Source organism: Cupriavidus sp. FW305-46 (assembly GCF_058787075.1).
Genome location: NZ_JBYSZI010000010.1, coordinates 1 through 17,793 on the forward strand (window position 1 = coordinate 1; position 17,793 = coordinate 17,793).

The 17,793-nt window shown below is 64.5% G+C and carries 16 protein-coding genes; 6 read left to right on the forward strand and 10 right to left on the reverse strand.

Annotation, left to right across the window (positions count from 1 at the left end; translation table 11 throughout):
• On the forward strand, positions 1–1,382 hold a 1,382-nt coding region (locus tag AC3WON_RS06895), incomplete at its 5' end, for a PQQ-dependent sugar dehydrogenase (protein WP_492351472.1).
• A gap of 111 nt (positions 1,383–1,493) precedes the next feature.
• Here AC3WON_RS06895 and AC3WON_RS06900 read toward each other — a convergent pair.
• Positions 1,494–2,405 (reverse strand): LysR family transcriptional regulator, encoded by a 912-nt coding sequence (locus tag AC3WON_RS06900; RefSeq protein ID WP_492318075.1) that lies wholly within the window; start codon positions 2,403–2,405, stop codon positions 1,494–1,496.
• Positions 2,406–2,782: 377 nt separating this feature from the next.
• On the opposite strand from AC3WON_RS06900, the gene AC3WON_RS06905 reads away from it, so the two are divergent.
• The 3 genes from AC3WON_RS06905 to yddG all read left to right on the forward strand — a co-directional run bounded on the left by AC3WON_RS06905 (position 2,783) and on the right by yddG (position 5,901).
• Positions 2,783–3,679 carry a pyridoxal-phosphate dependent enzyme gene (locus AC3WON_RS06905; protein ID WP_492318074.1) on the forward strand — a complete coding sequence of 299 codons (897 nt, stop codon included), beginning with the start codon at positions 2,783–2,785 and terminating at the stop codon, positions 3,677–3,679.
• Between the two features lie 26 nt (positions 3,680–3,705).
• Positions 3,706–4,674, forward strand: a complete 969-nt coding sequence (locus AC3WON_RS06910; protein WP_492351473.1) for a tripartite tricarboxylate transporter substrate binding protein — start codon at positions 3,706–3,708, stop codon at positions 4,672–4,674.
• A gap of 282 nt (positions 4,675–4,956) precedes the next feature.
• Positions 4,957–5,901 (forward strand): aromatic amino acid DMT transporter YddG, encoded by a 945-nt coding sequence (yddG, locus tag AC3WON_RS06915; protein WP_492351474.1) that lies wholly within the window; start codon positions 4,957–4,959, stop codon positions 5,899–5,901.
• A gap of 70 nt (positions 5,902–5,971) precedes the next feature.
• Here the strand turns inward: yddG and AC3WON_RS06920 are convergent, their stop codons facing one another.
• Genes AC3WON_RS06920 through AC3WON_RS06935 form a run of 4 tightly spaced genes read right to left on the reverse strand, consistent with a single transcriptional unit; the run spans position 5,972 to position 8,861 of the window.
• The gene (locus tag AC3WON_RS06920; protein WP_492318071.1) at positions 5,972–6,979 is read right to left on the reverse strand and encodes an NADP-dependent oxidoreductase; all 1,008 of its coding nucleotides are present in this window, start codon (positions 6,977–6,979) and stop codon (positions 5,972–5,974) included.
• Between the two features lie 16 nt (positions 6,980–6,995).
• On the reverse strand, positions 6,996–7,871 hold the full coding sequence (locus AC3WON_RS06925) for an SDR family NAD(P)-dependent oxidoreductase (protein WP_492351475.1): 876 nt from the start codon (positions 7,869–7,871) through the stop codon (positions 6,996–6,998).
• Entirely contained in the window at positions 7,868–8,527 is a 660-nt protein-coding gene (locus AC3WON_RS06930) for a Dabb family protein (protein WP_492351476.1), read from the reverse strand. Before AC3WON_RS06930 ends, AC3WON_RS06925 begins: the two co-directional genes overlap by 4 nt.
• Complete coding sequence (locus AC3WON_RS06935; protein WP_492318068.1) at positions 8,517–8,861, reverse strand: hypothetical protein; 345 nt, start codon at positions 8,859–8,861, stop codon at positions 8,517–8,519. The genes AC3WON_RS06930 and AC3WON_RS06935 overlap by 11 nt, the downstream gene beginning before the upstream one ends.
• Before the next feature lie 296 nt (positions 8,862–9,157).
• Between AC3WON_RS06935 and AC3WON_RS06940 the strand changes: the two genes are divergently transcribed.
• Positions 9,158–10,141, forward strand: coding sequence for an AraC family transcriptional regulator ligand-binding domain-containing protein (locus AC3WON_RS06940; RefSeq protein WP_492351532.1), 984 nt, complete (start codon positions 9,158–9,160; stop codon positions 10,139–10,141).
• Positions 10,142–10,189: 48 nt separating this feature from the next.
• Here the strand turns inward: AC3WON_RS06940 and AC3WON_RS06945 are convergent, their stop codons facing one another.
• From AC3WON_RS06945 to AC3WON_RS06960, 4 genes are all read right to left on the reverse strand, one after another.
• Positions 10,190–11,305, reverse strand: a complete 1,116-nt coding sequence (locus AC3WON_RS06945; protein WP_492351477.1) for a sensor histidine kinase — start codon at positions 11,303–11,305, stop codon at positions 10,190–10,192.
• A gap of 179 nt (positions 11,306–11,484) precedes the next feature.
• Positions 11,485–12,177 carry a TVP38/TMEM64 family protein gene (locus AC3WON_RS06950; protein WP_492351478.1) on the reverse strand — a complete coding sequence of 231 codons (693 nt, stop codon included), beginning with the start codon at positions 12,175–12,177 and terminating at the stop codon, positions 11,485–11,487.
• A gap of 92 nt (positions 12,178–12,269) precedes the next feature.
• A complete protein-coding gene (locus tag AC3WON_RS06955; protein ID WP_492351479.1) occupies positions 12,270–13,271 on the reverse strand; it encodes a tripartite tricarboxylate transporter substrate binding protein in 1,002 nt (333 codons plus the stop codon).
• 65 nt (positions 13,272–13,336) lie between these two features.
• Positions 13,337–15,031 (reverse strand): thiamine pyrophosphate-binding protein, encoded by a 1,695-nt coding sequence (locus tag AC3WON_RS06960; protein WP_492318064.1) that lies wholly within the window; start codon positions 15,029–15,031, stop codon positions 13,337–13,339.
• A gap of 145 nt (positions 15,032–15,176) precedes the next feature.
• Here AC3WON_RS06960 and AC3WON_RS06965 point away from each other — a divergent pair, with 145 nt between their 5' ends.
• Positions 15,177–15,881 (forward strand): GntR family transcriptional regulator, encoded by a 705-nt coding sequence (locus tag AC3WON_RS06965; protein ID WP_010812617.1) that lies wholly within the window; start codon positions 15,177–15,179, stop codon positions 15,879–15,881.
• Positions 15,882–15,934: 53 nt separating this feature from the next.
• Here the strand turns inward: AC3WON_RS06965 and AC3WON_RS06970 are convergent, their stop codons facing one another.
• Positions 15,935–17,737 carry a sulfatase family protein gene (locus AC3WON_RS06970; RefSeq protein ID WP_492351480.1) on the reverse strand — a complete coding sequence of 601 codons (1,803 nt, stop codon included), beginning with the start codon at positions 17,735–17,737 and terminating at the stop codon, positions 15,935–15,937.
• Positions 17,738–17,793 lie beyond the last annotated feature (56 nt).

A 17,793-nucleotide genomic window follows, 5' to 3' on the forward strand; every position in this document is an offset into this window, starting at 1 on the left:
GGGGAGACGGGGGCGGTGACGGCAGCACCGGCGCGGGCACCGGCACCCTGACGCTCTCCATCTCCGGCCTGCCATCCGGGACGTCGGCGGCCATCACGGTATTGGGGCCCGGCCAGTTCCGCCAGACCGTGACCCAGTCGACCACGCTGTCCAACCTGGCTGCTGGCAGCTATACCGTCAGTGCCGCCAGCGTGCTGACTGGCACCACGCTCCTCAAGCCGCAGCCGCCTTCGCAGACCGTGGCGGTGACCGCGGGCGGCCGTGCTTTGGCAAGCGTGGAATACGGCTCACCGGAAACAGTGCAGTTGTCGCTGACGCAGGTTGCCGGCGGGTTATCCGAGCCCATCTTCCTGACCGCGCCCCCCGGCGATCCGCGCCTGTTCGTGGTCGAGCGGGCCGGCCGCATCCGGATCGTGCGCAACGGCGCATTGGTCGCTACGCCGTTCCTCAATATCGCCGCGCTGACGACGACCGATGGCGAGCGCGGGCTGCTGTCGATGGCGTTCGATCCCAACTATGGGACCAACGGCCGCTTCTACGTCTATTACACCGACACCAATGGGGCCATCACCATCGCCCGCTACAAGGTATCGGCCGCGAATCCGGATATCGCCGAGGCATCCGGCACCGTGCTGCTGTCGATCCCGCACGGCACCTTCTCCAACCATAATGGCGGCCAGCTCGCGTTCGGCCCGGACGGCATGCTCTATATCGGCACGGGCGACGGCGGTGGCGGTGGCGATCCGTCGGGCAACGCCCAGAACCCGGGAACGCTGCTCGGCAAGATGCTGCGCATCGACGTCAGCGGCGCATCCGGCTACGGCTTGCCTGCCGGCAATCCCTTCGTCGGCCAGTCCGGCAGCCGCGGCGAAATCTGGGCTCTCGGCCTGCGCAATCCGTGGCGGTTCACGTTCGACGCCGGCTTGCTGTATATCGCCGATGTCGGCGAGGACCAGCGCGAGGAAGTCGACGTGGCGCCGGCCACCAGCGCTGGCCTGAACTACGGCTGGAACCGGACCGAGGGCACCGCCTGCGTGGGTGCGGCCACTTGCGACAAGACCGGGCTGACCATGCCGGTGTTCGAATACGGCCACGAAGCGGGCGCTTGTGCCATCGTCGGCGGCTATGTGTACCGGGGCAGTGCCAACCCGGTGCTGCATGGGCGGTACTTCTATTCCGACCTTTGCACGGGCAAGCTGCTGAGCTTCATGTATCGCGACGGGGTTGTCGCAGAACAGGTCGACTGGAACGTCACGATCCCGGGCAGTGTGTTCTCCTTTGGCGTGGATGACGCGCAGGCGCTGTACGTGCTGGCCGATCCGGGCACGTCGGCGACGAGCGGGCGGGTGTATCGGATCGATGTGTCGGGCGGCACGCCTTAACGGCGGGGCGCAGGAGCACTGCGCTTCGGGCAGGGACTCCTGGCCGTTGAACCGCCGCGGACGTGCTGCTATGGCACTTTCCTGCACGCGCCCCTCATTGCTGCACGTGCATCACAGCAAATCGGCCAACCGCTGCCGGCATAGGCTCACGAACTGCTGTGCCGCCGTCGACTGGCCTTGTGCCGGATGGAATGCCAGGATTGCGCGGAATCGAACGGGAGCGGTGAGCGGTACGCTGCGCAGCCCGAGCGCTACGTAGCTACGGGCCACCAATGGATTGGTGATCGCAAGGCCAGCACCGGCCAGGGTCAGTGAGCACTGCGTGTGGCTGTACGGTGTTGTCGCCACGAAACGCGGCTCGATGCCGGACTCGGAAAAGCACGCTTCCAGCCGGCGTTGCGCAGGATCCGAAGCGTCCAGGCCGATCAACGGAACCTCGATCAGATCCTCGATGCCGACTTTCGCGCGCGCCGCGAAAGGATGCGTCGCGGGAGCGACGCAAACCGCCTGCACTGCGTAGAACTCGGACGCGGTCAGGCCGCTGGTGTCCGCCTCGTCGCCCATGAACGCGATGTCGAGTTCGCGCTGAAGCAGGCGCTCGCGCAAGCCCCTGGAGCTGTCGACCTCCAGCTGGCAACGAACGCGGGGGTGGTTGTGGATGAAGTCCGCCACCGATGACGGCATCACGCTGGAGGCCATGGCGTGCAAGGCGCCGACGCGCAGGACCGTATCTTCATAGGAACGCAGCTGATCAATTTTGCGCTGCACGGCGTCGAGGCCGACATAGACGCGCTCGACCTCGTCGATCAAGGACGCCGCCTCGGGCGTGGGCACCATACGCCCTTTGCTCCGGTCGAACAGCCTTAACCGCGCTGCCTGTTCAAGCTGCAGCACGATCTGCGTCACGGCGGGCTGGCTGATGTGCAGGGCTTCGGCGGCCCGGCGTGCCGATCCCAGGCGCATGACCATGCGAAACACCTCGATTTGCCGGGCGCTGATCACGATGTCGGTGGCTGTCCCCATACCCAATCCTATAAGTTTTGCTTAATTCGATAATCGGAATACCGGCGCTGCCCGGGCGTGACATCACATAGACTCGGGTCATGACCACTTGGGCTTTTATCATGCGCGCCAGCCGCTATCCGCATCCGACCGAAGCGCTTGTCAATCCGGCGATGCATGCCCTGCAATGCATTACCTGCCACGCTCAATATCCAGTCAGCGACATGCCGGAAGGGTGCCCGAACTGCGCAAGCGCCGGCCGGCCCAGCAGTCTCGAAGTTGCCTACCAGCCCCACGCACTGGATTTTGCACCAAGAAGCGGAAGTTATACATGGGGGCATTGGCAGCCGTACCTGGAAGGTGTGTCTTTGGGGGAGGGCACCACGCCATGCGTACCGGTGCCAACCCTGGCGTCGCTGGCGGACGTGGCGTCCGTCTGGATCAAGAATGAAGGCGCAAATCCGACCGGCTCGCACAAGGATCGCATGTCGGCGCAGGCCGTAAGCCGGGCGCTGGATATCGGCGCGAGCGAAGTGGTGCTGGCGTCAAGCGGCAACGCCGCAGTCTCGGCCGCGGCCTATTGCGCCGCCGCGGGACTGGACTGCGAAGTCGCGACCTACCAGGCGCTTCCGTCCGTTTTCGATGCCGCGTTGCGTTACTACGGTGCGCGGCGTGTCATCTGCGACAACGGTCACGCGCGATGGGCGCATGTCCGCCGCCGCGTCAGGGAAGAGGGAGCCTTTGCGCTGACCAACTACAGCGTGCCCGCGGTGGGTAGCCCGGTATTTGGTGTGGAAGGCTACCGTGCTGTCGCACTGGAGTGGGTGGCGCAAGGATGCCGCCCCGACCATGTCATGGTGCCGACGGCGCGGGGGGATCTGTTGTGGGGCATCTATAGCGCGCTACGGGACCTGGTCGCGCTGGGGCACCTTTCGAAGCTGCCCCGCCTCTGGGCGATCGAGCCGTTCCCGCGGCTGTCGCGCGTGCTGGCGGGCGCGCCGCAGCAGTCGGACTTCCCGGGCACGACCCAGCAATTCTCCACGGCCGGCTCGACCGTGACCGCGCAGCAGGTCCACGCCGTCAGGCAATCGGGCGGCGGCGCGGTTGTCATCGACGACGCGGCAGCACGCGATGGCACCCGCGGTCTCGCTGCGGCCGGATTCTGGGTCGAGCTGTGCGCGGGCGCGGGGTTTGCCGCGACGCAAGCACTGCGCGCCGACGGGCGCATCGCCAGAACGGAAGCAGTCATGCTGATGCTGACTGCACGCGGCGATCGCGATCCGGGACAAGCTTGATTTACAGACAATTTTCGGAGCCACCCATGAACTTGCGTTCTCTGTTGACTGCCGTCACATTCGGCCTCGCGGCTCAGGTACCGTCGGCCCTGGCCGCCTACCCTGAAAAGCCGATCCGATTGATCGTGCCCTGGGCTGCCGGCGGCAGTACCGATGCGCTGGCCCGTGCGGTCGCGCAGCGAATGAGCGAATCGATGGGCCAGCCCGTGGTCGTCGACAATCGTGCCGGCGCCTCCGGCCGCATCGGCGCCGACATCCTGGCAAAGTCGGCTCCCGACGGCTACACGCTGGGCGTCATCGAGCTGGCTCATACCGTGGCGCCGTCAGTGTTCCGCCAGATGCCATACGACGTGTTGCGCGATTTCACGCCGGTTTCACTGCTCGGCGAGGCGCCGCTCATCCTGTTCGCGGACAGCACGCACTATCGCGCTGGCGACGTCCAGCGCTTCCTTGCGGACTCACGCAAGGCAGGAACGCCGCTGCAGCTTGCCACCAGCGGGAACGGCACGATCAGCCATCTGGCCGCCAAGATGCTTGAAGCACAGGCGGGCATCCCGGTCGATGCCGTACCGTACCGGGGCTCGGCGCCCGCGCTGACCGATGTGTCCGCGCAACTGGTCAAAGGCCATTTCGCCACGCTGGCAAGCGGCAGCAGCCTGCTTGGCGGTGGCAAGATCGCGGCCTTGATGGTGACGGGCCCGGTGCGCGTGCCTTCGCTTCCCGGCGTGCCGACCGCAGCCGAAGCCAGGCTGCCGGGAATGCAGGTCAGCCAATGGTGGGCCCTGGTGGCTCCCGCGCGGGCACCGTCTGCCGTTGTGAGCAGGCTTGCGGACGAAGTCCGCGCGGCATTGGCGAATCCGCAGACCAAGGCACGGCTCGACAGCCAGGGTATCGACCTCAAGGCGTCTTCGCCTGCTCAACTCGGAGACCGGCTGCGCGCAGAGACGGATCGCTGGGCGAATCTGGCTAAGCAGGCTGGCATTCAACCCGAATGACTAGACCTGGACAAGCGCCTGGATCCTGGCATGGGGAGTCTATATCGGCCCGCGTCGTGACCGCCACAACATGACGGCTGGCCCAGTTGCTGAAAATGCCTGCTCTGGGAGCGGTGAAAACCCCGGCATCTTCTCGACTTCGTTCCCAACTGGATCGACGTATCCGACCGGTAATACGCCAGGCAGGTGAAATGACGGGCCATACCCGCGTTGGCTGCGGCTGAGCATGGTGCCCTTACAATGCCGATGGTTCAGATCGACTGGTAAGTGCAAACAGGTGTCATGCAAAGCAAGAGCAAAGCAACTCTCATCGGGCTCATCGCGATTCTGTTATGGAGCTCGATTGTCGGCCTGATTCGCGGTGTCAGCGAAAACCTTGGGGCAACCGGTGGGGCGGCAATGATCTATACCGTCGCCTCGGCCCTGCTCTTGCTGACAGTCGGTTTCGTCAGAATGCAGGATTTTCCCCGGCGCTATCTGGTTTGGGGAAGCATTCTGTTCGTTTCCTACGAGCTGTGTCTTTCCTTGTCCATTGGCTACGCGAACAGCAGCAGGCAAGCCATTGAGGTGGGGATGGTCAACTACTTGTGGCCGAGCTTCACCATGCTGTGTGCCATCGCATTCAACAAGCAGAAGACCAACTTGCTGATCATTCCCGGCTTCCTGATCGCCATTCTCGGGATCTGCTGGGTGCTTGGCGGGGATCAGGGCTTGGACTTGGCAGGGATGGCGGGGAACATCCAGGACAATCCGCTCAGCTATGGGCTGGCCTTCCTTGGTGCCCTGATCTGGGCGGCATATTGCACTGTGACCAACCGGATTGCCGAAGGCAGGAATGGCATCACGCTGTTCTTCATGCTGACAGCGCTGGCGCTGTGGATCAAGTATTCCGCCACAGAGAGCGGGTCGATGGAATTCAGCTATCAGGCAGTGATTTATCTTGCGTTGGCCGCCTCCGCGATGGGGTTCGGCTATGCGGCCTGGAATGTTGGCATCCTGCATGGCAATGTCACGGTCCTTGCTGGCGCTTCCTACTTCATTCCGGTGCTTTCCGCCGCCCTGGCGGCCATGCTCTTGCGTACAAGCCTGTCAATCGCCTTCTGGAAGGGCGCATCCATGGTATGTGCCGGGTCGATCCTCTGTTGGCTGGCAACACGTGGGCAACGTTCCAAGGCACCTCCGTCGCCAGAATTACCGCGGTCGCGCCAACGTGTCCAGGAACCGTGAGTGCGCGCGACCGCGCTGTTTGATCAAGCAAGCAGCATCCAACTTATGATTCAGTCGGCCTGATGCCTGACTAGAAGCCAGCGACCAGGTCGTGAGCATTGGCTGGCTCGTCGATACGCAGCACCAGCTTGCTTGCCGCCTTGCCCGACTGCACCAGATCGAGCGCGCGCCCGGCCTGCTCCAGCGGCAGGCATTCGATGCGGGGCGGGCGCAGGCGCCCGCTGCCGAGCAGCGCCGCGATCTCGCGCAGCTGCGCGCCGCTGGGCATCTTGCTGAACGCCACCGCGGTGCGGACGCCGCGCTGCGTGGCTGCGGCAGGATCCGGGCCGTTGTCGCCGCTGACCAGTGTCAGGATGGCGACAAGGATGCCGCCGGGCCTGAGCAGGTCCATGCCGTTCGGCAGGGTGCCGCAGCCAACGGCGTCCAGTACCAGGTCGACGCCAGCCGGCGCCCATGCCTGCATCGCGGCAGCGATGTCGCCGCCACGGTAGTCGATTGCCAGGTCGCACCCGAGCGCCATCAGTTCGTCGCGTCGTGCCGTGCTGCAGGTGGCAGCGACGGTTGCGCCGGCCGCCTTTGCCAGTTGCACCGCAAACGTGCCGACCGCGCCGCCACCGCCATGAACCAGCACCGTCTGGCCTGGCTTGAGTCCGCCTTCGTCGAAGAGTCCGGTCCAGGCGGCCAGCGCCGGGGTCGGGACTGCCGCGGCCTCGGCAAATCCCAGGTTGTCGGGAATCGGCACCACGCAATCCTGGCTGACCGCGACGTACTCGGCATAGGAACCCCATTTGCCTGCGCCGACCGCGGTTTGCGCGAACACGCGCTGTCCCGGGACGAAGTCCTTGACGCCGCTTCCCACCGCTGCCACGACGCCGCTGGCATCGAATCCGATCACGAACGGAAAGCTATATTGCATGAAGTGGCTCAGATAGCCTTCACGGCATTTCCAGTCAGCGGGATTCACGCCGGCACAGGCCACGCGGATCAGGACTTCGCCGGCAGCGGGTTCCGGCGTCGGGAGGTCTCCAAGCCTGAGTACGTCGGGTCCGCCGGTACGGTCAATGACGACAGCGCGCATGCTCTTCTCCATGGGCCTACTTTGCGGACAGTTCGTGGTTCAAACCGGGATGTGCCCAGGACGGGATCACGGGCGGCGGCAGCATGCCCTGACCATCAAGCGTACGGACGCTCAGTCCGTGCGCCAGCGGGAAGTGCAGGCTATGGGCGATGTGGCCGGTGCGCAGCCGGGCCGGCACGCTGCAGAGTGCAAGCGCCGTTTCCACCAGGTACTCCACTGGCTCGGTCGGATAGCCGTCCGGGATATAGCGCTCGCTGCCTGGCGTGCGGATCGCCGTGCTCGGCGCTACCGAATTGACCGCGATATTGTCGGCCTCCAGTTCTGCCGCCAGGCCCTCGGTGAACCGGTTGATGGCGGCCTTGACCGCGGCGTAGGCCGTGACCCCGCCAGCCCGGTCAAAATCCTGATACGGGCGAGCAGGCGACAGGGCGGTGACGGAGCCCAGGTTCAGGATCCATCCCGCGCCGCGCGTGCGCAGCAGCGGGATCGCTGCGCGGCTGAGCACGAAGGGGATGCGCAGGTAGTGCTCGACCGTCCGGTCGAAGATTTCCAGCGGCATCGATTCGATGCCGCTGTATTCCGCCATGCCGGCATTGTTGACCAGGATGTCGAGACCGCCCGCGGCGCTTGCCGCCTGCGCCACCAGGTCGTCGCGCTGCGCCGGGTCTTCGAGATCCGCCGCCAGCGCGATGGCACTGCCCCCTTGCCGCCGGATCTGGCTCACTGTCTCGGCCAGCGTGCCAGGCTCGTCGTCGGACTCGCCTGCGCGCCGTGCCGTGGCAACCACCAGCGCGCCCTCCGCCGCGAAGCGCTGCGCGATGGCGCGGCCGATGCCGCGGCTGGCGCCGGTCACGAGCGCAATCTTCCCTGTCAGTTTTCCGTGTGCGGTCATGGCGCGTATTCCTCTGTGCGGTTGTGGTTGGCAATCAGGCTTGTCGCGAGCGGGCAGAAGGCATGGGAGATCGCCTGGACTGTCCATTCGGGAAACTCGGGGTCGAACCATCGGTCGACATGGCCCCAATGAAAGGGGTGCATCAGGTATTCGCCCAGCAGGTCGTCCGCGCTGGCGAACTCCTGCTGCCAGACATGGGTCCAGGCGCCGGGCGACAGGGCGCGGGCAAGGCGCCAGTTGCGGATGCCGGGCATGTACTCGGGCATCCGCAGCAGGTCCTGCTCAAGTGCGCGGACCTGCCGGTCCGGCGCTTCAGGCCGGACCCGGAACATCAGCGTGCGCCAGATCCCGTGGCGCAGCTGAGGGGCGCGCAGACCGCCCGAGATCGGGTGATAGGCGACGCTATCCACCTCCGCCATGCCGGCCAGCGCGGTGGCCAGGCCGGTGTCGTGACCGGGCGAGCCGGATGAAGTCGCGTCGAATTGCAGGTCGAGCGTGTAGTCGCCCGCGCCCCAGCTTCCCGCCAGGTTCCGGCCAATCGCCACATGGCGCAGGCCCGGCAGCGTTTCAATCCGCGCAAGCAGGGCTTGCTCCTGTGTGCACGTCCCGGCGCTGAAGCCGGCGTGCAATCGCACCTGTGCTGTCTCAAGCCGCATCGCTATGCTCCTTGCGCCGGGTCAGCGCAGCTGTCGCATCGGCCATCACATGGCGGCGGCGGGCTTCACACAGCGTGCCGACTGTCGACCAGAAGGCTAGGGCCGGAGCATCGATGCTTGCGCGCATGGCGTAGTAAGCCGGCGCATCCGCCACTTGCCACAGCAGCCACAGCGTATTGGGTGCATCTTCCAGCGCCACGGGCGGCGATACCCAGCGCTGCAGCAGTGCCAGGCCCCTGGCGGCGCTGCCGGGCAGGTACTGGCTTTCCAGCAGGCTCAGCACAGTGGGCAGGTGCCCGGGCGCGAGCACGATTTCATCGAGTATGTGGATCACGGTGTGTCTCGCGCGACGCAGGCGTGGCAGCAAAGCTGCGATGCCGGAGCCGGGGGTTTGCGGGAGGGAAGCGCGGTCATGGGTTGTCCCGTATAGCCATGGTGTTTGTGGCATGGCAACCTCCATCGCCCAGGCCGTGCGCAAGCTGCCGCGCGGGTGGAAGTGCCGGGATGATTATGGGAGGCCAGGCCGCACCGGATCCCCACCCGAACGATCAACCATCGCTACCGAAGCAATCACGACCAGCGACCATGAATGCCCACATACCGGGGAATCCCGTACCTGTTCCGCACGGCATGGTGCAGCGCCTGCTGGACGAACTGAAGCGGCAGGGCGTCGAGGTACCACCTGCCGCCGGCGCATCCGGGCATGCGCCGCCCGCCAGGTTCACCGCGCTCTATCGCGCCGCGATCGAGCGGCTGGAAGCCCTGGTCGCCAAAGGCAACGGCCACCCCCCGATGCGCAAGCAGGAAGTGGACTTGCTGTGCCGTTGCGTCTTGAGCAGCCAGACACTGAGGGAGGCGATCCGCTGCGCGGCCGACTTCTGCGCGATGCTGTATCCGCGCGCCGGTGCACTCAGCCTCGGGCAAAGCGCAGGCCAGGCGGTGTTCCGCATGGATTCGCTGCGGCGTGCGAACTCCTCCGCGGCTTGCCTGGTGGATCTGACCGGGCTCTTCTTCTATATGCTGCTGTTCGGCTGGCTGGTCGGCCAGCCGCTACGCCCGACCCACGTCTACCTGGCGCATCCCCGGCGCGAGGACGCCATGCCTTTCCTGGGCTTGTTTCATGCCGCGGTGACGTCCGGGACCCAGACCTACGGATTCGAATTCGATGAGGCCTTGCTCGACCGCCCGGTCGTGCGCCAGGCGGCGGAGCTCGATGCCTTCCTGGAAGACTTTCCTTACCGGCTGATCGGTGCGCCGGTCGAGGTCGTATCACTGAGCCAGCAGGTGCACGGCATCCTGCATGCAGCGCTGGTGCATGGCGCGCGGCTGCCGACGCTGGCTGAGCTGGCCATGCGCTTTGATGTGAGCGAACCGACCCTGCGCCGCCGTCTCGCTGCCGACGGCAGCAGCTACCGGGTGCTGCGCGAACACAGCCTGCAGGAATACGCCGAACAATGCCTGTGCACGACCAACTGGCCGGTAGGAAGAATCGCGGAGCAGCTTGGCTTTGCCAGCGAGGAAGCGTTTCGCCGGGCGTTCCAGCGCTGGACCGGGCATGCGCCGACGCGCTTCAGGCGGGAAAGCAGGGGTGAGGTGGTGAACGGGAGTTGGTGAAGCGGTAATTCCAGCTGTCGGCGATAGAGAACAGGCTGCGCGCGCCCGTTACCTGCGACGCGGCAGACGCACGTCAAACGTGATCCCTGTCTGGTCGGAGCGCGCCTCGATCGATCCCTGATGGGCCTTGGTAATCTCGCTCACTATATACAGCCCGAGTCCGAGGCCGTCCGCGTTTTTTTGCTCCTGATCCGGGCCTCTCCTCAGCGGGTCAAAAAGGCGCTGCAGCGACAGCGGGTCAATGGCGGGACCACTGTTCCTGACCTCGAGAAGGACTTCCGCGTCATGGCCGGTGACTACAACGCGGACCGGCTCGTCCGGCGCGCCGTACCTTATCGCATTGAGCACCAGATTAGAAAGCAGTTGCTGCAGGCGCGGACCGTCCCAAATACCCTGCACGTTGTCCTTCACCTCAAGATCGATGCGGCGGGCCGGATGAGCTGTACGCAACTGGTCCACGGTATCGGCAATCAAGTCAGCCAGATCGACGTCGTCAGGCGTGATGTTGATACCCAAGCCGAGTTTCGTTCGGTTGAAATCGCACAGATCATTCAGAAGAGAATTCATGCGGGAACCGCTTCGAATCAGCCGGGCTGCAGCTTCCGATACCTTCTCCCCCGCGTTCAGCGCCGCCAGATATGAGGCGGTCGTCTGGATGGACTGCAGTGGGCTGCGCATATCGTGCCCAACCATGCCGAGCAACAGGTCGCGAGCCTGCTCTACCTCCGAATGGAAAAAATCCACGGACTCCGCGACTGCCTGGTCGATAGCCTCGTTGAACCGCATTACTTCGTCCAGATCCGGGGCGGCCGGCTGACATTCGTCAATCCACAAGCGCAGCACGCTGGCGCGCAGCGCCCGGTACTCAGCGACCAGTTGATTGATGTTGAAGCCACCGCGCGCGCGCATGAGGGCGTGTGTTTGTGCAGCGGTTTCCGGCGCACCGAGTAGCCTGGGGGCCTGCCCCATTGATTTTTCGCGTTGAGCTTCCCTCGTTTGCGGGGTCAACAAATCCTTCGCTACGGCTTGCAGGATCTGCGGTGCGTGGTCACGCAGCGCGAAGGAGTCCATGCCTCTTGCGGCCGGCAGCAGGGTGGTCGCAAATTCCTCCCATGCCGCCACAATGCGCGCAGTGTCCCGCATGATGAAGTCAGCTAGCCGCATGTCTCCTCCTGAAGCGACCGAGCGAGCCCCCGGAAATGCACTCTTGGGAATTTATCTTAGGATAGTTGTCGGCGGTTCCAGTAGCGTCGGATACGGCCTTGAATGACCGATCCGGCACAAACGCCGGTTGACCGGCCATGGGGCGAAAGTGGTCTCCCGCAGGCCCCTGGCAGCCCCGTTCAGCGCCGTTGCAGGCCGCCTGACCTATGCTTCCTGACCGCACGCAGCACCAGGCCCGCAAGCACCGCGACGACCGCCAGGATGCCGACGGCGATGAGAAACGGTAAGGGCCGATCGATTGCCAGGCTTTCCCCGGCCACGACGATACCCAACGCATAGCCCGCTTCGGCGATGGCCATCGCGGCCAGGAATTTGCGGAAGGGGTAATGCATGGAGCCGAACAGATAACCGGGAATTTCCGACGGAACCGCGATACAGAACAGCAGCACCGCCCAGAACTTCATGCGCTGCGACACGTAGTCCTGGTATTTCGCCAGCTTGTCCTCGTAACCACTGCGGGCGAGCAATGGATAGGCCAGGCGGCCGATGCCGAAGGCGGCCACAGCGCCCAGCAGCCAGCCGCCCCAGAGCAGAACAATGGTGAGCGGCTTGCCCCACACCTCGGTGGCCGGCGGCACCAGGACCACGCTCGAGGCGAAGGCGAGCATGGCAGACACGGCCGAGAACAGGAAGAAGACCAGCGCGCCTGCCGCGGGGTGCTGTTCCATCGTCGCCCGCGCCCAATCAATGGCCTGGTCGACGAAGGCCTTGAACGGAGGCGACAGGACGACCAGGCCAATCAGCACCGCCGCGGCGCCGACTGCAAGCCAGAACCAGACGGGGCGCCGATTGGCAGACAATTTGCTCACCATACGAAATTAGAACCGCGGGCCGGGCCAAAGTTTCGAGGCGACTCTTCAGCCCGGTCCGCGGCACCCCCGAATGCGATGCGTTCGGCCCCGCCTCAGTCTTCCAGCTTCAGCCCGGTCTTCTTGACGAAGCTGTGCCAGCGCTCGTATTGCTCGCGCGCATAGCGGTCTACGGTGGGACCATCGGTGGCCATGACCTCGAAGCCGGCCGCGGTCAGCTTTCGTTTGGTTTCCGGGTCCGACAATGCGGTCTGGAAATCTTCCGTCAGTTTCCTGACGACCGCAGGTGGGGTGCCTGCCGGTGCGAAGATGCCGATCCACGAGTAGGCCTCGAAGTCCGGGAACCCGGACTCGATGACGGTTGGAACATCGGGCAGGTCGGGCAGGCGGCGCGCGCCCGTCACGGCCAGCGGCTTGATCTTGTTGGCAGAGATCTGGCCCTTCAGGGCCGCATAGCTCAGCAGCGTGATACTGGACACATTGCCCAGCACTGCCTGGACCGCGGGACCGCCGCCGGCGTAGGGCACGTGCATCAACTCGACCCGAGCCTGCCGCTTCAGGTCCTCGGCCACGAGATGGTTCATCGAGCCAAGCCCGGTGGAGGCGTAGCTGTATTTGGACGGCTCACGCCGCGCAGCGTCGAGGAAGCTGCGCAGGTCCTTGCCAGGAACGGTGGGCGATGCGCCGATCACGAGCGGGAAGCGCACGGCAAACGTGACGCCAGTGAAGTCCTTGAACGTGTCATAGGGGAGCCTGGACTTCGCCACGGGGTTGATCGCATGCGTATCGAAGGCGACCAGCAGGGTATTGCCATCCGGCGCGGAGCGAGCCACGTACTGGGTGGCGACCTGGCTGGCAGCGCCGGGCCGGTTTTCGATGACCACGGGCCGCCCGGCCGCCTCCGCCAGTTTCGGCTGGATGATGCGTGCGGCAATGTCGGTGCTGCCGCCGGGCGGGAAGGTGACCACCAGCTTCAGTGGCGTGGCATTGTCAGGCCCTGCTGCTGCCGTTGTCAGCGGCAGCAGCAGGCAGGCAAGGGCCACCACGCCGGCACCAAGCGCTTTCTGGCGGCCTGGTGCCGCAAGTCGGCTAGACATAGATACCTCTCCCATCGTTGAGCTTTGGTTCGGATCAGATAAGCGTTCTGGACATGGCCTGGATGTCAGCCCATCCACTGGCTCACGGGTGCGGCGGTGTCCTGCAGTTCCTGTGAAATCACGTCGACCAGCGCCGGGCCATCATGCTCCAGCGCCGCGCGGATCGCGGCATCGAGCTGTCCCGGGTCTTCCACGCGCCAGGCCTTGATGCCGAACGCCTCGGCAACGCGCGCGTGGTCCGTGCGGCTGAAATCGACCGAGAAGTAGCGTTGCTCGTAGCCGGCCTTCTGGCTTGCCTTGATCCATCCATATACAGCGTTCGAGAACACGATCATCTTCAGCGGAATCCTGCGTCGCGTCAGCGTTTCCATCTCGCCGCAGGTAAAGCCGAAGCTGCCGTCGCCCATGACCGATACCACGGTCGCACGCGGGCGCCCAACGGCCGCGCCGATCCCGGCCGACATCGAGAAGCCAAGGGCGCCGTGGGCCCGGTTGGTGATGAAATGGCGCCCAGGCTTGCTGGCGTTGTAATACGCGGAGAAATACGGGCAGGGCGTGCCGGGGTCGGCCACCACGATGGCGTCATCCGGCAGCAGCCGGTTGAGCGCATCCACCACGCGCTCCGGCTTGATCGGCACATCGAGCGAGGCCGCCAGCGGTGCGAAGGCGGCAAGCTTGGCGGCACGCGCGGCACCGGCCAGCGCGGCGCCGTCGGCAGCGTCGGACGGGCGGTGGGCCAGGCGGTCGCTCACGGCGGTGTTGAGCGCCTTCAGGGCGAGCAGGGCATCGCCAACCATGGCGACGTCAGTGCGGTAGTTCGCGGCAATCACCATCGGATCCGCATCGAGATGCAGGATTGCGATGTCCCGCGACGGGAAGCGCCAATGCTCGGTGGTGGTCGAGCCGGCGCGGCAACCGATGAACAGCACGGCGTCGGCCTTGGCGACAATCTCGCGCGTGGCCATGATGCCGCCATTGGCACCGACCACGCCGGCATTCAGCGGATGGGTGTCGGCCAGGCTGCCTTGCCCGCTGACGGTGGTGCAGACTGGGGCATTCAGCATGCCGGCCAGCGCTTCCAGTTCTGCGCAGGCGCCAGAGATGACCACGCCACCACCGCAGATGATGACCGGCATGCGCGCTGCGACCAGCCGCTGCGCTGCCCGTTCGATCTCGGCCGGGTCCGGCGCATAGCGCATGGCAGGGAAGCGGTCGTGGCCAGGCTGCGCCCATACGTCGGCAACATCCACCTCATGCTTCTGCACGTCGTATGGCAAACACAGGTGCGCGGATCCGGGCTTGCCGGTGGTCATGGCGCGGAAGGCGCCGCGCACCGCGCCCGGGATCTGGTCGGCACGGTCGATCGTGGTGTTCCACTTGGTGAGGGGGCGGTACAGCGCTTCCTGGTCGAGTTCGGTCAGGGGGTACTTGCCGCGCGAGCCGACCGACACGTCCGAGGTAATCCCAAGCACAGCCACTGAAGATTCATTGGCCTCGACCAGACCCGGCAGCAAGTAGGTGGCTCCGCCGCCACTGGGCCCCTCGCATACGCCAACCTTGCCGGTTACGCGGGCATAGGCGTCGGCCATGTAGCCGGCGCTGCGCTCATCGCGCGTCAGGATGTGGTCAATGCCATGGTCGAGGCGGGCCATGGCGTCATAGAAGGGCAGGCTGGTATCGCCGCACAGCCCGAAGACGTGCTTTACACCATTCAGTTGAAGCATTCGGACCATGGCTTCAGCGCCGTTCATCTTCGTCATTCCAGGAGTCTCCAAGTCAGTGTCGGGCAGGCAAGATAAGAATACACTGCAGGATACAATTAAGTATACTTAAACTTGAAGGCATGGATGCGTCACCTGGCGGCTCGGCAGCGTCGGGTATGATCGCGGCCAACGAGGAATATCTATGCAAGCAACCAACGGCATGAAGCCGCTGATTTCCGCTGTCAGGCGCAAACGGGGATCCGATGTCATCAGTCGATTGCGCGAGATGGCGATTTCCTACGAGCTCAAGCCCGGCGAACGACTCAATGAGATCGAGCTGGCGGAACGCCTCGGCGTGAGCAGGACGCCAGTGCGCGAAGCGCTGACCCGCCTTGCCACCGAGGGCTTCCTGGTGGAGTCCAGCCGCGGCTATGTGCGCCGGCCGCTCGATATCCAGGAAATGCTGGACCTATACGAAGCACGCGTAACGATCGAGCGCGATTGCCTGCGCCTGGCGTTCGAGCGGGCCTCGGCTGAGAGCATCGAGGAGCTTGCGCGATACCTCGAGCACAGCAAGTCGGTGCCCGCAAATACCCCGATCCCGCAACTGGTGGAACTGGACGAAGGCTTTCACCTGCGCATTGCCGCCATGGCGGGCAACGCCGAACTCAAGCGGATGCTGGTCAGCCTGAACGAACGCATCCGGTTTATCCGCTGGATCGACATGGAGAATATCGGGCGCGATTCCACCCAGAGCGAACACGCTGAAATCGTTCACGCCTTGCAGGCGCACGACTGGGAGAAGGGAGAAAAATGCCTGACTTCGCATATTGCCTTGCGGCGCGAGCAGATTGTCGAGGCCATTGCGAAAGGCCTCACCAGGATCTACCTGGCGGAACAGCGCTAGCGGCCAGCCAATGCCGCCCCATCGGGCAGCCTAAGCTGTCTGGGCCGGTGCGGTCAGGCTCCCGCCATCGTTTCCGCACTGACTTCCCATCCTGCGTCTATGCCACCGGGCAGCATCTGGCCGCGGTCCTCGCCAACCTCGGCATCAGTCAGCTGATTCAGCTTTTCGTTCATGGCGACCAGTAGTTCCCGTTGCTTTTCGCCTGCCGCCAGGTTGTTCATCTCGAAGGGATCGGCCTGCAGATCGTACAGCTCCACGTCGTTGAACCGGTAGAGCTCCTCCAGGGTCTTCGGCTTGTTATGCTGCCTGGGAGAAAAGTACCGTGCAAAGCTATAGCGTCCATCGTAGACCGCACGCACCGCGCCGCGCTTCATCAGGTCCGGGCGGATACCGGCCTGCTTGAGCTGGTCGGGCTTGCCACCGCCCTGCAGATGGGCAACAGCCTTGAAAAGATAATCGCCATCCAGGTAGGCCAGCATGTTGTAGCAGAACAGCGCGCCATCGCGAATGGCGTTCGCTTCGGCTGCGTCAGGCTTTGCAAGCAAGCGGGAAAAATCCTTTCCCGGTAATCCCTTGACGATGGCTGCGCGCTTGTCAGTCGCGACGCCAGTCAATGCAACCAAGGTGGGCGCGATGTCCAGATGCGAGGTGACGGCGCGACACTGCTTTCCACCTTGATAGGCGGGATGGGCAATGACCAACGGCACGTTGTTCTGCTCCCGATAGGAGACGGCGCCTTTTGCATGGAGCTGGTGGGCACCGTCCATGTCACCGTGATCCGATGTCAGGATTACGATGGTCTTGTCGGAGAGCCCTGCAGCTTCAAGCTCGGCCAACAGGGCAGCGATATTCCGGTCGACATCCCGCATGCAGTTCAGGTAATAGTTGTGCCGGCGGCGCCAGCGCGCATCTTCATTTGGAATGGCTCCGACCAGGGCGTCATGCGAGCGCAGGAAATCGCGGTGTGCCGCAGGGCGCCCAGGCGCGTCAAGTGCCTGTTTCCGGCTTGCCGGCAGCGTGAATTGCCACTGCTTGCCGTATAGCGGGTCGGCCGGGTCGCGCGCGACATGTGCGAGGCCGCGCATTGCCTGAACCTCGGTGCCGGGCGCGTCGGTGTCGTAGAACATCACGTCGTGCGGGTTGACGAGGTTGACGGCCAGGAACCATGGCCTTCCCTGCGCCGCCAGCTCACGCCCTTTTCCGCGCAGCCAGCTCACACCCATTGCAGCAATCACCCCGTCGTGCAGGTACCCACCGCTGGTGTGGGCAATAATGTCGCCGATTCCGATGTAGTCGGAAAAGCCATAGGCTTCCATTTCCTGAGTGAAGATCTTGGTTGGCGTGCCAAGCTTGTTGACGGTCTCGAATTCCTTGGTGAGGTGCCACTTGCCCTTGTACGCCGTGTAATAGCCGGCGTCACGAAGCATGTCACCGAGCGTCCGTATCTCCGTTGACATGCTGCTAATCCACGGGAAGTTCGTGTTGTCGAACATCCGGGTGTGCTGGATGTGCTGGCCCGTGTAAAGAACTGAGCGGGACGGGGTGCAAACACATGAATTTATGCGGTGATTGACAAAGGTCGTACCGCGCTTCATCAAGCGATCATGTGCAGGCAGGCCATAGCCCTTGGGCAACTCGCCAGGTCGGAAGTAGCGCTCCTGGTCAACGAGGATAAACAGGATGTTGTACGGTCCCGAAGGCAGGCTCCCAGCGGCCTGGGCCGCGTCGCTTGCCCCCGCTGGCGCATCCTTGGCATCCGCGCCTGCGCCAAGACCCAGGGCGATGGCCCCAACCCCGGTAGTCAGGAGGAAATCGCGCCGCGTCAATGTGCCGCCAGGCTTGTTGTCGTTGCTCATTGGCTTCTCCCTGCCTGTTCGCGCGGCCCATGGCGAGTGGACGCTGTGCTGCCGCA